The 12,413-nt window shown below is 64.3% G+C and carries 15 protein-coding genes; 12 read left to right on the top strand and 3 right to left on the bottom strand.

The features are described 5' to 3' along the window. Nucleotides 1-227 precede the first annotated feature (227 nt). The 3 genes from cdd (at nucleotide 228) to P2T57_RS01665 (ending at nucleotide 2,494) form a co-directional block, all read left to right on the top strand. Nucleotides 228-614 carry a cytidine deaminase gene (gene cdd / locus P2T57_RS01655; RefSeq protein ID WP_276300739.1) on the top strand — a complete coding sequence of 129 codons (387 nt, stop codon included), beginning with the start codon at nucleotides 228-230 and terminating at the stop codon, nucleotides 612-614. Nucleotides 615-704: 90 nt separating this feature from the next. Further along, nucleotides 705-1,529 (top strand): nucleoside phosphorylase, encoded by an 825-nt coding sequence (locus P2T57_RS01660; RefSeq protein WP_276300740.1) that lies wholly within the window; start codon nucleotides 705-707, stop codon nucleotides 1,527-1,529. A gap of 350 nt (nucleotides 1,530-1,879) precedes the next feature. Continuing rightward, complete coding sequence (locus tag P2T57_RS01665) at nucleotides 1,880-2,494, top strand: class I SAM-dependent methyltransferase (RefSeq protein WP_276300741.1); 615 nt, start codon at nucleotides 1,880-1,882, stop codon at nucleotides 2,492-2,494. 9 nt (nucleotides 2,495-2,503) lie between these two features. Here P2T57_RS01665 and P2T57_RS01670 read toward each other — a convergent pair whose 3' ends face one another. The 3 genes from P2T57_RS01670 to ribH form a co-directional block, all read right to left on the bottom strand. Continuing rightward, nucleotides 2,504-3,397, bottom strand: a complete 894-nt coding sequence (locus P2T57_RS01670) for a universal stress protein (protein ID WP_276300742.1) — start codon at nucleotides 3,395-3,397, stop codon at nucleotides 2,504-2,506. Nucleotides 3,398-3,494: 97 nt separating this feature from the next. Then, on the bottom strand, nucleotides 3,495-4,637 hold the full coding sequence (locus P2T57_RS01675; protein WP_276300743.1) for a pyridoxal phosphate-dependent aminotransferase: 1,143 nt from the start codon (nucleotides 4,635-4,637) through the stop codon (nucleotides 3,495-3,497). Nucleotide 4,638: 1 nt separating this feature from the next. Continuing rightward, entirely contained in the window at nucleotides 4,639-5,040 is a 402-nt protein-coding gene (ribH, locus tag P2T57_RS01680) for a 6,7-dimethyl-8-ribityllumazine synthase (protein WP_276300744.1), read from the bottom strand. A gap of 80 nt (nucleotides 5,041-5,120) precedes the next feature. Between ribH and P2T57_RS01685 the strand changes: the two genes are divergently transcribed. The 9 genes from P2T57_RS01685 (at nucleotide 5,121) to nuoK (ending at nucleotide 12,413) form a co-directional block, all read left to right on the top strand. Then, nucleotides 5,121-6,875: a flippase activity-associated protein Agl23 gene (locus tag P2T57_RS01685; RefSeq protein WP_276300745.1), complete on the top strand. Its 1,755-nt coding sequence runs from the start codon at nucleotides 5,121-5,123 to the stop codon at nucleotides 6,873-6,875. Between the two features lie 69 nt (nucleotides 6,876-6,944). Next, on the top strand, nucleotides 6,945-8,111 hold the full coding sequence (locus P2T57_RS01690; protein WP_276300746.1) for a 5-(carboxyamino)imidazole ribonucleotide synthase: 1,167 nt from the start codon (nucleotides 6,945-6,947) through the stop codon (nucleotides 8,109-8,111). Then, nucleotides 8,108-8,743, top strand: a complete 636-nt coding sequence (purE, locus tag P2T57_RS01695; protein ID WP_276300747.1) for a 5-(carboxyamino)imidazole ribonucleotide mutase — start codon at nucleotides 8,108-8,110, stop codon at nucleotides 8,741-8,743. The genes P2T57_RS01690 and purE overlap by 4 nt, the downstream gene beginning before the upstream one ends. A 539-nt stretch (nucleotides 8,744-9,282) precedes the next feature. Continuing rightward, a complete protein-coding gene (locus P2T57_RS01700) occupies nucleotides 9,283-9,693 on the top strand; it encodes an NADH-quinone oxidoreductase subunit A (RefSeq protein ID WP_276300748.1) in 411 nt (136 codons plus the stop codon). 171 nt (nucleotides 9,694-9,864) lie between these two features. Then, nucleotides 9,865-10,959 carry a complex I subunit 1/NuoH family protein gene (locus P2T57_RS01705; protein WP_420028507.1) on the top strand — a complete coding sequence of 365 codons (1,095 nt, stop codon included), beginning with the start codon at nucleotides 9,865-9,867 and terminating at the stop codon, nucleotides 10,957-10,959. Further along, the gene (locus P2T57_RS01710; RefSeq protein ID WP_276300749.1) at nucleotides 10,959-11,420 is read left to right on the top strand and encodes a NuoI/complex I 23 kDa subunit family protein; all 462 of its coding nucleotides are present in this window, start codon (nucleotides 10,959-10,961) and stop codon (nucleotides 11,418-11,420) included. The genes P2T57_RS01705 and P2T57_RS01710 overlap by 1 nt, the downstream gene beginning before the upstream one ends. 52 nt (nucleotides 11,421-11,472) lie before the next feature. After that, complete coding sequence (locus P2T57_RS01715) at nucleotides 11,473-11,742, top strand: NADH-quinone oxidoreductase subunit J (RefSeq protein ID WP_276302135.1); 270 nt, start codon at nucleotides 11,473-11,475, stop codon at nucleotides 11,740-11,742. Then, nucleotides 11,739-12,110: an NADH-quinone oxidoreductase subunit J family protein gene (locus tag P2T57_RS01720; RefSeq protein WP_276300750.1), complete on the top strand. Its 372-nt coding sequence runs from the start codon at nucleotides 11,739-11,741 to the stop codon at nucleotides 12,108-12,110. The genes P2T57_RS01715 and P2T57_RS01720 overlap by 4 nt, the downstream gene beginning before the upstream one ends. Continuing rightward, complete coding sequence (gene nuoK, locus P2T57_RS01725; RefSeq protein WP_276300751.1) at nucleotides 12,111-12,413, top strand: NADH-quinone oxidoreductase subunit NuoK; 303 nt, start codon at nucleotides 12,111-12,113, stop codon at nucleotides 12,411-12,413.

Raw genomic sequence — 12,413 nt, forward strand, 5'->3', positions numbered from 1 at the left:
TGTCCCGTTGCCTTTCCGATTGTGCCCGAGACCAGCACGCGGACAGAGAGCTGTAGCTCTTGAATCTGGCTCAGCCCTCTCGGGGTAGTCGGACTGGCGGTCCTCGGCCCCGACTCCGAGCGACCGCACGAGGCGTCCGAACAGGGTTCGTCCCGTCCTCGCACTTGAACCCTCGCTACGGTCTCAGACGGGAGATATATGTCTCGGGCCTCCCAACGTCCGGTTCCATGGACGAACTCGTCGAAGTCGCCCGCGAGGCCCAGACCGACGCCCACGTACCCTACTCCGACTACCCGGTCGGCGCGGCGCTGTTGACCGCCGACGGAAGCGTCTACGTCGGGTGTAACATCGAGAACGCCAACTACAGCAACAGCCTCCACGCCGAGGAGGTCGCCATCGCCGAGGCCATCAAGGAGGGCCACCGCGAGTTCGACGCGCTGGCGGTGAGTTCCGGTCGGCGCGACGGTGTGACTCCCTGCGGGATGTGCAGACAGACCCTCTCGGAGTTCTGCGACGACGACATGCCAGTCATCTGCGACGAGGGTGACGACACGGCCGAGTACACACTCGGCGAACTCCTGCCCAACACCATCACCGAGGAGATGCTGGAGTAGCGACACGACGCTATCCGGAGACGCCGCCCGCCAGCGTCCTCGCTTCCAACATCCTCGGCTTTATACGCATCCGCCGAGTCAGCAATCGGCATGACCGGTGACAGCGAAGACCCCAACGACGACGTGCAGTACCACATCGAGGTCGGCGAGGACGACGTGGCCGACGCCGTTCTCCTGCCGGGCAACCCCGAGCGCGTCGAGAAGATTACCCAGTTCTGGGACGACGCCGACGAGGTGGCCCATCACCGCGAGTACCGGACCGTCACGGGCGACTACGAGGGAACGCCCATCAGCGTGACCTCGACCGGCATCGGTAGCCCCTCGGCGGCAATCGCGGTCGAAGAACTCGCCCGCGTCGGCGTGGAGACGTTCATCCGAGTCGGGTCCTGCGGCGCGATTCAGGAGGGCATGGAGGTCGGCGACTTAGTTATCACGACCGGCGGGGTCCGCCAAGAGGGGACCAGCGACGAGTACGTCCGGGAAGACTACCCCGCGGTTGCCGACTACGAGGTCGTCTCTGCACTGGTCGCGGCCGCCGAGCGCCTTGACTACGAGTACCACACCGGAATCACTATGAGCGCCGACAGTTTCTACGCCGGGCAGGGCCGACCGGGCTACGACGGCTTCGAGGCCGCCGGAAGCGACGAACTCGTGGAGGGCCTGAAGGACGCCAACGTCAAGAACATCGAGATGGAGGCCAGCGCAATCATGACTCTCGCCAACATCTACGGGCTTCGGTCGGGGGCGGTCTGCTCGGTGTTCGCCAACCGCGAGACCGGCGAGTTCATGACCGAGGGCGAGAACCGCGCCGCCGAAACCGCCAGCCTCGCGGTGAAGCTACTGGCCAAGATGGACGAGAAGAAGGCCGAAGCGGGCGTTGAGCGATGGCATCCGGGGCTGAGTCTGGAGGAGTAGGCCCCGAAACTGCGTTGCAGATACGGGGTGTCGGTAACCCCAAAAGAATGGAAGATATTTATTAAACAAACGTATAGTTATCTAAGAGTCTCCGCAGGTTCGCTAGCGTCCCGAACTCGATTTCGGAGGCGAACAATTAACTACCATCACGGAACCAACTCGCCCCGGACGTTTCGCGCGGTCACGCGAGCGGGGCGAGTGTGACCTCGGCAGTCGCAACCCGCGCAGGCCACAGGCCGAGCAGGACCGTCTGCCGGTGGTCGCCCGGTGCCGGGGCCGAGGACCGCCAGTCCGACTACCCCGAGAGGGCTGAGCCAGATTCAAGAGTCACAACGCCGAACCGCCGATAGATGACCGACGCCGACACCATCGCCACCTACCAGTCGGTCGCCGACGAGTATCGGGCACGCCACGGCGACCGCTCGGTGGTCGAGGAGCTAGTCGAGCAGTTTCTGGACCATCTCGACGCCGCTCTCGCCGAGCGCGACCGAACCAACCCCGAGAGCGCCCGAGTCGCGGATATTGGCTGTGGACCCGGCTGGGAGTCGGCCACCTTCGCCGACCGGGGTCACGAAGTCGTCGGCGTGGACCTCACGCCCGCCTTCCTCCGGTCTGCACGAAGCGAGGCCCCCGACGCCGAGGTGGCGCGGATGGACATGCGGAGCCTCGGCTTTCCTCGGGACTCATTCGACGGTCTCTGGGTCTGCGCGTCGTTTCTCCACGTTCCGAGAGCGGACGCGGCCGAGACGCTTCGGGAGTTCCGGCGCGTCCTCCGAGCGGGCGGCGTCGTCTTCCTCTCGGTCAAGGCGGGCGACGGCGAGACGGAGGGCGACGGGTACGACGAGGACCGCCGACGGTTCACCCTCTACCGGGGCGACGAGTTGCGAGAACTGGCCGCCGACGCGGGCTTCGAAGTCGAGGACGTGAGCGAGGACGACTGGGTGACGCTCCTCGGACGAGCGTGACCGACGGGGCTACTCGTCGGCGTCAGGCGACCGCACCGACAGCACCGGCATCTCCGCGGTCCGAACGATTTTCGCGGTGGTGCTACCGAGGAAGTACCGCTCGAAACCGCTCCGGCCGTGGGTCCCCATGGTAACGAGGTCGATGTCGTTCTCGTCGGCGTAGTCGAGGAGGCTGACTGCCGGGATACCCTTCCGGACGGCGGTAGTCGCGTCGAGACCGGCCTCGCGGGCCTGTTCGGCGACGGCCTCGGTGGCCGTCTCGCCCTGCTCCTCGAACGTGTCGAGGAGCGTGGTCTGGGGCGTCACGTCGTCGGTACTCGTCATCGCTCGCACGTCCATCACGTTGACCGCGTGGATGGTGGCGTCGTACTTCTCGGCGAGCGTGACGGCGTGGGCGACCGCGGTGGCGGCACACTCGCTCCCGTCGGTCGGAATCATGATGTCGTCGTAGCCGTCGCCGACGACGCTCTGGTCGGTCGCCCGGACCGTGAACACCGGCATGTCCGCGAGTCGGACGACCCGCTCGGTGACGCTCCCGGTGACGTATCGGTTCAGGCCGGTCCGGCCGTGAGTGCCCATGAACACGAGGTCCGCGTCGTTCTCGTCGGCGTAGTCGAGGATACCCTCGGCGGGTTTGCCCCGCACGACCGCCGTCTGAACGTCGTCGCCGGGGTCGGCGAGTGCCTCGACTGCCGAAATCGTCTCCCGAGCGTCGTCTTCGAGTTGTTCGATGAACGCTTCGTCTACGCCGCCGGCACTGAAAAGGCCGCCAGCGTCCTGCACGTCCACGACGTTGACGAGGTGGACTGTCGCATCGAATACGCGGGCCACGTTCAGCGCGTGTTCGGCGGCGCGCTCGGCGTGTTCGCTACCATCAGTGGGGACGAGGAGCGTGTCGTACATAGTGAATCGTACCAGTAGATAGGACGACAAATCCCTTAATCTAACTGGTAGTTCTCACAAAGCGAGAACGACGTTCGCGGAGTGACGTGACGCCGGCCTACAGCAGGTCGGCGTCCACGAGTCTATCGACCGCTTCGCCGATACGCTCCTTGCTGTTGGCGTAGGAGATGCGGGCGTAGCCCGGCGCACCGAACGCGCTCCCCGGAACGGTGGCGACGTGGGCCTGTTCGAGGGCGTCCTCGCACCACGTCTGGTCGTCGTCAGCGACGGGTATCATCAGGTAGAACGCGCCGTCCGGTTCGGGGGCCGCTACGTCCTCGTCGCCGAGTCTGTCCAGCAGGAACTCTCTGCGCTCGGCGAAGGCCTCGACCATCTCGGAGACCGACTCGTCGGTGTTCCGCAGGGCCTCGATGCCCGCGTGCTGGACGAAGTTGGTCGCACAAGAGACCGAGTGGGAATGAAGCTTTCCGGCTTGGGAAATGACCGCCTCGGGCGCGGCGAAGTAGCCGAGTCGCCACCCGGTCATCGAGTAGGCCTTCGAGAAACCGTTGACCGTGACGGTCCGGTCGGCCATCCCCTCGAAGGTGCCGAGACTGGTCGGCTCCTCGCCGTAGGTGATTTGCTGGTAAATCTCGTCGCTGATGACGGTCACGTCGTGTTCGACCGCGAGGTCGGCAACGCCCGCTAGCGCGCTATCGGAGTAGACCGCGCCGGTGGGGTTGTTCGGCGAGTTGACCACGAGGAGTTCCGTCTCGTCGGAAATCTCCTCGCCAAGTTCGTCCAGCGCGGGTTCGAGTTGGAAGTCGTGGGGCGCGAGGTCAACGCGGTTGAGGTCCCCACCGGCCAACTTGACCATCGCCTCGTAGGAGACCCACGCCGGGTCGAGCAGGACCACTTCGTCGCCGTCGTCGACGAGGGTCTGGATGGCCTCGTAGAGCGCCTGCTTCGCACCGGGCGTGACGATGACGTTCTCGGCCTCGTGGTCGAGGCCGTCGGCTTGCAGTTTCTCGGCGATGGCTTCTTTGAGTTCTGCAATTCCGTTCGAGGACGTGTAGCCGGTGTGTCCGGCGTCCATCGCGTCCTGTCCGGCGTCCACGATGTTCTCGGGCGTCGGGAAGTCGGGTTCGCCGACGCTCAGGTCTACCACGTCAGCGCCCTCGGCTTCCAGTTCGCCGGCGAGGTTGCTGATTGCGAGAGTTGCGCTCGGTTCGACGCGCTGAATCCTGTCTGAGAAGTGCATGTTAGAGTTCCTCCGCGAGTTCGATTGCGGCGTCTACTGCTTCTTCGCCCTTGGTGACACGCTCGCGGGCTTCCGCCCCGGACATCCCCGGTCCGGAGACCCCAAATGTGACGGGTTTGTCTCGGTCGAGGCTCACGTCGGTCAGGCCTTGGGCGGCCGCGTCGGTGATAACTTGGTCGTGGTCGGTATCACCGGTCACGACGGTTCCGACCACTGCCACGGCGTCGATTTCGTCGCGGCGGGCCAGTCGGTCGGCCGCCAGCGGCGAGTCGTATGCGCCGGGGACGTGGAGGGTCTCGACCACCTCGGCACCGCGGTCGGCGGCGGCCTCGTGGGCGTGTTCTTCCATCTGTTCGGTGACCTCGCGGTTGAACCGCGAGACGACGAGACCGAGCGAAACCATGTCGGGACCGAGGTTTGGGCGCGTAAAAGAACTACCGTTCTCCGGAAAACTTGTATCCCTCGGGATGGATTCCGGAAACGATGACTGCTGACGAGCAGTCCGCGACGACTCGGCGGTGGACCCCCGAGTCGGCGAGCGCGTTCGGTCGGTCGGTCGGCACGAGGACTGCCGTGGCGGTCCTCGCGGTGACGCTGTTGTCGCTGTCGCTCCGACTGTTCGCGCTCGGGTCGCGGACGTTTCACTGGGACGAGGCACGGGTCGGTTACTGGATTCTGCGCTACGCCGAAAACGGCATCTGGGAGTACCACGCCGTCATCCACGGCCCCTTCCTCTACCACGTCAACAAGTACCTGTTCCAGTGGTTCGGCGCGAGCGACTTCCTCGCTCGCCTCCCAGTCGCAGTAGTTTCGGGCTTACTGCCGCTGACCGCGTGGCTGTTCCGCGAGCGACTGCGCCGGGTCGAGATGATAGCCGTCGGTCTCTTCTTCGCGGCTAACCCCGTCGTCCTCTACTACTCGCGGTTCATGCGCAACGACGTTCTGCTGGCGGCGTTCATGGTGTACGCGCTGGCGTTCTACACTCGGCTGTTCGACACGAAGAAACCGCGGTATCTCTACCTCGGGACGCTGATGCTCGCGCTGGCGTTCACCACCAAGGAGAACGTGCTGGTCTACGTCGTGACGTGGGTCGGCGCGGCCGTCCTGCTGTTCGACCACCGACTTCAGTTGGTGGCGGGGGCCGACGACCGGAAGGCCTTCCTGCGCGAGGAGGCCCGCGAGGCGTGGCGCGCGCTCTGGGTCGGCCGGTGGGGTCTCCACCTCGTGCTGGGGATTCTGTTCTTCTTCGCGGTCGTGATTTTCTTCTACGCGCCGCGGGCAGGACCCACCTCCGACCCCGGTCTCTGGAAGGCCTTCTCGAATCCGGGGATGTTCCCGGCGGTAATCGAGGAGGCCACTGTCGGGTCGTGGGAGTCGTTCGTCAGCAAGTGGGGTGAGGGGAACCAAAAGTCGTACCTCTCGACGTTCAAGTCGCTCGGCGCGGTGCTGTGGGCCGGGTCGGCCGCACTGCTGGCGCTGTCGGTCGTGGGGTTCGTCACCGACCGGTACGTCGGCGAGCGACCCCGAGACGTGGTTTCGTTCACCTTCTACTGGGGCTTCGTCAGCGTGCTGGGCTATCCCGTCATCGTGGAGAACGCCTTCCCGTGGGAGGTCATCCACGCCGTCGTGCCGCTGGTGATTCCGGCGGGCGTCGGGTTGGCGATTCTCGTCCGATGGGGCGCGGAGGCCATCACGGATGGTGACGCGGTGAGCGCGACGTTGGCGGCCTTGCTGGTGTTGCTGGTCGCCGGACAGGTCGCGGCGACCGGAGTCACCACGACCTACCAGCACCCCGCAGACCAGTACCTCGACGGCGAGAGCGAGCGGAACAAACTGGTCCAGTACGGCCAACCCGCGTCCGGCCTCGGGGACACGCTCGAACGAGTTCGCTACGCCTCGAAGCAGAACGAGGGGACCGACGTGCTGTACTACGGGACCGACTTCTACGTCGAGGACGAGACGGAGAACGACCGGTGGTCTGCGGGCGGTGGCTGGTACGACCGCCTGCCGCTCCCGTGGTACACCGAGAAGTACGGCGCTGAAGTCGATAGCACCGTGAAGTTGAACGAGGTCGGGTCGAACCCGCCGCCGGTCGTCATCGCCCGTGCTGGCGACCGGAGCGCGGTGGCCGACCGCCTCGACGGCTATCGCGCCTACGAGGAGGAGATGACCCTGTGGGGAAGCGAGACGGTCTTCTTCATCGACGAGGACTACCGCCGACCACAGGCGGGCGAGTAACCACATTCTTGCATATCGCCAGTCCGAGTTGGCAAATCTTATGCAGACCTATCCACAACTCACGGGTAGATGAGCGACACAGAGACGCTTGGCGTCGTCGGCGGCGGACAGCTCGGCCGGATGTTGGCGGAGGCGGCCGCACCCCTCGGCGTCGAAGTCGTGGTCCTCGACCCGACGCCCGAGTGCCCGGCCTCGCCGGTCGCCCGCGACCAAATCGTCGGCGAGTTCGACGACGAGGAGGGCGTTCGGGAGTTGGCCTCGCGCGCGGACTACCTAACGTATGAAATCGAGTTGGCCGACCCCGACCTGCTGGAGGCGGTCGGCTGGGAGTTCGACGTGCCGGTCCACCCCGACCCCGAGACGCTCCGGACGATTCAGGACAAGTTGGTCCAGAAGGAGGCCCTGCGCGAGGCCGGGATTCCGGTGCCCGACTTCCGGCAGGTTGACGACCGCGAGGACTTGGAGGCGGCGCTGGACGAGTTCGGCTATCCGGTCATGCTCAAGGCCCGCGAAGGCGGCTACGACGGCCGGGGGAACGTCCCCATCGAGGACGAGGCGGATGTCGGGGCGGCGCTGGCCGAAATCGAGGAGACCACCGACGGCGAGGGCGCGAACGCGATGGTCGAGGAGTTCGTGGACTTCGAGCGCGAGGTGTCCGTGATTGGCGCGAAGGGAGCGGGTGAGACTGCGACCTTCCCCCTCGGCGAGAACGTCCACCGCGAGGAGATTCTGCGCGAGACGGTGGTTCCGGCCCGGACCGACGAGGCCGTCGCCGAGCGCGCCCGCGAGGTGGCAGAAGACGTGTTGGACCTGCTGTCGGGGCGCGGCGTCTACGGTATCGAGATGTTCAAGGCTCCCGACGGGGAGATTTCGGTCAACGAAATCGCCCCGCGACCCCACAACTCGGGCCACTACACCATCGAGGGCGCGCTGACCTCCCAGTTCGAGCAACACGTTCGCGGCGTGACTGGGCGACCGCTCGGCGCGACCGACCTCCGGAGTCCGATTGCGATGGCGAACATTCTCGGCGACATCGAGGAGCGCCAACCCGCCGACCTCTCGGGCGACGAGGAGATTCTGTCCCATCCCGACGCGAGTTACCACTGGTACGGCAAGCACGAAGTCTATCCCCTGCGGAAGATGGGCCACCTGACCGTAATCGGCGAGGCCGAAAGCGACACCGAAGAACTGCTTCGAGACGCCCGCGACTTGCGCGACGAGGTGACTTTCGAATGAGCGAACTTCAGCAACTCATCGACGACATCCGAGCGGAGGCAGAGCGCGACAGAAATCCCGAGGACACTCCCGAAATCGGCATCATCATGGGAAGCGACTCGGACCTCGACGTGATGGCGGGGTCCGAAGAAGGGCGACCCGGAGCCTACGACGCCCTGACCGAACTAGGTTTCGAGGAAATCACCGATTACGACGACCCGCCCGAGGCCCGATTCACCTTCGAGACCTACGTGGTGTCGGCCCACCGGACGCCCGAGTTGATGTACGCCTACGCGGAAACTGCCGAGGACCGCGGCCTCGACGTAATCATCGCGGGCGCTGGCGGGAAGTCCGCCGACCTGCCGAACATGACGGCCTCGCTGGCCTACCCCCTGCCGGTCGTCGGCGTGCCGGTCCAAGAGAAGTCCCTCCCCTCCGTGGTCGGGATGCCACAGGGCGCGCCCCTCGTCGCGGTGGACGCGGGCAAGTCGTTCAACGCCGCGCTATCGGCAGTCCAGATTCTCGCCCGCCAGCACGACGACCTGCGCGAGGAGTTGGTCGAGTACCACGACGACCTGCAAGCGGGCGTGGCCGACGTGTCCCGGCGACTCCACGAACAGGGGACGCCCGGTTTCCGAAGCGAGCGCGAGTGACAGACGGCGACTGACGCAGACTGGCGACGACCAGTGCCGGGCCTCCGTCGTCCCCGCTCGAAATTGGAAATAATTGCGAGAGAACGCTCCTTATTTTCCTTAGCAATTTCGAGTTGTTTCCGGCTCCAGTCGCCGAACAGACGCAATCGGGGATTTCGAGACAGCGCATCCGCGGCCAGCCCCGGTCACGGACCGGTCGGAGGTAAAATCAACGCTCGACAGTCGAAATTCCACGCCCGGTAGCGCCGATGAAACCGGCCGGGAGGGCCGACCGAACCGGTCGTGAACCGACATCTCCGACCGTTTCGCGGTGGGTTCGTCCGGTTGTATCTGCTTAACGTCAGTTCTGTGGGTTGACAATCGCTCGGTAGCGTCTGTGAACCCTGCGAGTCGTCGGATTCGACTCGAAACATTCCGTTTCCCGACAGAAACCGTCAAGCCTGCGAAACGCGCTTGAGGCGGCCAGATTCGTTGGAATCGCAAGAATCAACGCTTATAGGGGTGCGCTCATAATCTCCGCGTGGTAGGAGAATATCCGCATGAATCCATGGATAGCTATTGGCGCGCTGGCGCTGGTGGGGCTGTTGATACCGCTCGGGATGATGGCGGTGTCCAGCCTAATCCGGCCCTCCGTGCCCGAACAAGGAAAAACCACCACCTACGAGAGCGGTGAAGTGCCGACGGGCGGCACGCGAATCCGTTTCAACATCCAGTACTACATGGTCGCGTTGCTGTTCGTCGTCTTCGACATCGAGACCGTTCTCATCTTCCCTTGGACGGTTATTTACCGTCGAGCGGTCTCGATGGAGGGCGTCGGCCTGACGGGAGCACTCCTCCCGATGCTGATCTTCATCGGCGTTCTCGTAGTGGGTCTCGGATGGGCGTGGCGCAACGGTGCCGTTCGGTGGGTCCGCAACCCCGACCGTTCCCAACGGAGCGTGGAACAATGAACGGCGTTGCCCGAGACACGGTTTCCAGTCGCACAGGACCACAGACTAACTCCCGCGAATCCGGCCCGGAGAACTCCTCCGTCTCGGCCGTCCCGCGGTCAAACGGGGCTGATTCATCATGACGCAGGTAGTACGCGCTGACCGAGCGACGTTCGAGGAGGTGGGTCGATAATGTTCGTCCCCCTCCAAGGACAGGCAGAGCCTCTGCTCCCCGAGACAATCGGGAAGTGGCTGTTCGGCTCGAACATGGCCATCTGGCAGGAGGCCGTCGCGGCCTTCATCGCCGCGTTCATCGTCGGCAACATCATGCTGACGATGACCGCCGTCGCTGGCCCGTGGGCCAAGCGGAAGATTACCGCCGCGTTCACCGACCGAATCGCAGTCAACCGGGTCGGTCCCGCCGGCCTCCTCATCATCGCGGCGGACGCGCTTCGACTCCTCTCGAAGGAACTCATCATTCCCGATAACGTCGACCGACCGGCGTTCGACCTCGCTCCTCTCGTGGTCGCGTCGTCGGCGCTGTTGGGCTTCGGAGTCATCCCGATGGGGCACATCTTCGGCGTCAATCTGCAACTGGCCGACCCCGAGACCGGGATGGCCTACGTGTTCGCGGTGGCCTCCATCGCCACGCTGGGACTGGCGATGGCGGGCTACGCGTCGAGTAACAAGTACTCGCTGATGGGCGGTCTGCGTGCGATTGCCCAGAACATCGCCTACGAGATTCCGCTCGTCATCACGGCGGCGTCGGTCGTGCTGTTCACCGACACGCTCCAGATGAGCCAAATCGTGGCGGCCCAGCAGGAACCGCTGTTCACCATCGCGGGCATCACGATTCCGTCGTGGTTCGCGTTCGTGAACCCCTTCGCGTTCATCCTGTTCATGGTGGCGAACCTCGCGGAAGTCGGTCGGAACCCCTTCGACATCCCCGAAGCCCCGACCGAAATCGTCGCCGGATACCAGACCGAGTACTCGTCGGTGTACTTCGTGCTGTTCTACCTCGGCGAGTTCATCCACATCTTCCTCGGTGGGGCCATCGTCGCCACGCTGTTCCTCGGCGGCCCGACCGGTCCCTTCATTCCCGAGTCGCTCAACTTCGTCTGGTTCGTCGTCAAGATTTGGGCGGTCTTCCTGTTCACGCAGTGGGCGCGGTCGGCAGTTCCCCGCGTCCGTATCGACCAACTCATCGAGATCGGCTGGAAGGGCATGCTCGTGTTGAGCTTCGCTAACCTCGTCCTGACGGCCGTCATCGTTGGGGTGATGCTCTAATGATTGGTGTACTGAAATCGATGGCAACGACGATGAAGCACGCACTGGACGGGACCACGTTCACGGTCGAGTACCCTGACGTGGCTCCCGAAGTAAGCCCCCGGTTCCGTGGGGTCCACAAGTTCAGCCAAGAGCGTTGCATCTGGTGTCGCCAGTGCGAGAACGTCTGTCCGAACGACACGATTCAAATCGTTCAGGACGACCAGCGCAACGGCGAGCAGTACAACCTCCACATCGGACAGTGCATCTACTGTCGGCTCTGTGAGGAGGTCTGCCCGGTGGACGCCATCCTGCTGACGGAGAACTTCGAGTTCACGGGCGACACCAAAGGCGACCTCGTCTACAACAAAGAGCAGTTGAAGAACGTGCCGTGGTACAAGGACATGGACCCGCTCGAATCGCGGGAACCCGACCGAGGCGCGTGGATCGGCGAGGGCGAAGGCGAGGTGGACTACCAGTAAGTCCGTCTCGAAACGTTAAAAGGACGATTACCAGAATTTCAAGGTGACTGAGATGGCATACGAACTACTCACGTTCGGGCTGTTCGCTCTCGTAACGATAGCGAGCAGTCTGGGCGTCGTCCTGGTGCAGGACGTGTGGCAGTCAGCGTTACTGCTGGGTGTCGCGCTACTCTCCGTCGCGGTTCATTACGTGATGTTACAGGCGGAGTTCCTCGCGGCGATGCAGGTCCTCGTCTACGTTGGCGGGGTTCTCATCCTCATCACGTTCGCCGTGATGCTGACGCGCCAGGCTACGACCGAAGAGGAGGTATCGAGAATATGAATACAGACGACAACAAGAAGTGGCCCGGCGTGGCCGCGCTCGGACTGTTCGCGGTGATGGCGTGGGTTTTCCTCGGTGCCGAGTTCGGCGAGGCCGCGTCCGGATTCGCGGGTGACGCGGGCGTCACTGCTAGCATCGGCTACGCGATGTTCAACATCGCGGCGGACAACGCCATTGCGAGCGAAGGGTTCCTGATTCCCTTCGAAATCATCGACCTCGTGCTGGTCGCCGCACTCGTCGGCGCGGTCATGCTGGCCCGCCGCGACGAGGGCGGCACGATTACGTCGGCTCTGCGGGCCCACTCCGACGAATCCCAACCGAGCGAGGTTGTCGCCGACGGCGGCAGAGAGCAGGGAGGTGACCAGTAGATGGTACCGATAGAGTACTATCTCCTGCTGTCGGCCGCAGTCTTCTGCATCGGCGTGTTCGGCATCCTGACCCGCCGGAACGCACTGCTGTTCCTGATGAGCGTCGAGCTAATGCTGAACGCGGCGAACATCAACCTCGTCGCGTTCTCGCGGTTCCACGGCAACCTGACGGGACAGACGTTCAGCCTGTTCACGCTGGCACTGGCGGCCGCAGAGGTCGCGGTCGGTATCGGCATCATCCTCGTCCTGTATCGCAACTTCAAGGACGTGGACGTAACCGAAGCGACTACGATGAGGTGGTAA

Origin of the sequence: Halorussus lipolyticus (genome assembly GCF_029338375.1) — an archaeon.
GTDB classification, from domain to species: Archaea; Halobacteriota; Halobacteria; order Halobacteriales; family Haladaptataceae; genus Halorussus; species Halorussus lipolyticus.

Excerpts from the sequence above, each read along its gene's own strand:
- P2T57_RS01720 (WP_276300750.1), top strand. The coding sequence starts at position 11,739 with ATGAATACAGACGACAACAAGAAGTGGCCCGGCGTGGCCGCGCTCGGA.
- P2T57_RS01660 (WP_276300740.1), top strand. The coding sequence starts at position 705 with ATGACCGGTGACAGCGAAGACCCCAACGACGACGTGCAGTACCACATC.
- purE (WP_276300747.1), top strand. The coding sequence starts at position 8,108 with ATGAGCGAACTTCAGCAACTCATCGACGACATCCGAGCGGAGGCAGAG.
- nuoK (WP_276300751.1), top strand. The coding sequence starts at position 12,111 with ATGGTACCGATAGAGTACTATCTCCTGCTGTCGGCCGCAGTCTTCTGC.
- P2T57_RS01705 (WP_420028507.1), top strand. The coding sequence starts at position 9,865 with ATGTTCGTCCCCCTCCAAGGACAGGCAGAGCCTCTGCTCCCCGAGACA.
- P2T57_RS01715 (WP_276302135.1), top strand. The coding sequence starts at position 11,473 with ATGGCATACGAACTACTCACGTTCGGGCTGTTCGCTCTCGTAACGATA.
- cdd (WP_276300739.1), top strand. The coding sequence starts at position 228 with ATGGACGAACTCGTCGAAGTCGCCCGCGAGGCCCAGACCGACGCCCAC.
- P2T57_RS01670 (WP_276300742.1), bottom strand. The coding sequence starts at position 3,397 with ATGTACGACACGCTCCTCGTCCCCACTGATGGTAGCGAACACGCCGAG.
- P2T57_RS01710 (WP_276300749.1), top strand. The coding sequence starts at position 10,959 with ATGATTGGTGTACTGAAATCGATGGCAACGACGATGAAGCACGCACTG.
- P2T57_RS01690 (WP_276300746.1), top strand. The coding sequence starts at position 6,945 with ATGAGCGACACAGAGACGCTTGGCGTCGTCGGCGGCGGACAGCTCGGC.
- P2T57_RS01685 (WP_276300745.1), top strand. The coding sequence starts at position 5,121 with ATGACTGCTGACGAGCAGTCCGCGACGACTCGGCGGTGGACCCCCGAG.
- ribH (WP_276300744.1), bottom strand. The coding sequence starts at position 5,040 with ATGGTTTCGCTCGGTCTCGTCGTCTCGCGGTTCAACCGCGAGGTCACC.
- P2T57_RS01665 (WP_276300741.1), top strand. The coding sequence starts at position 1,880 with ATGACCGACGCCGACACCATCGCCACCTACCAGTCGGTCGCCGACGAG.
- P2T57_RS01675 (WP_276300743.1), bottom strand. The coding sequence starts at position 4,637 with ATGCACTTCTCAGACAGGATTCAGCGCGTCGAACCGAGCGCAACTCTC.
- P2T57_RS01700 (WP_276300748.1), top strand. The coding sequence starts at position 9,283 with ATGAATCCATGGATAGCTATTGGCGCGCTGGCGCTGGTGGGGCTGTTG.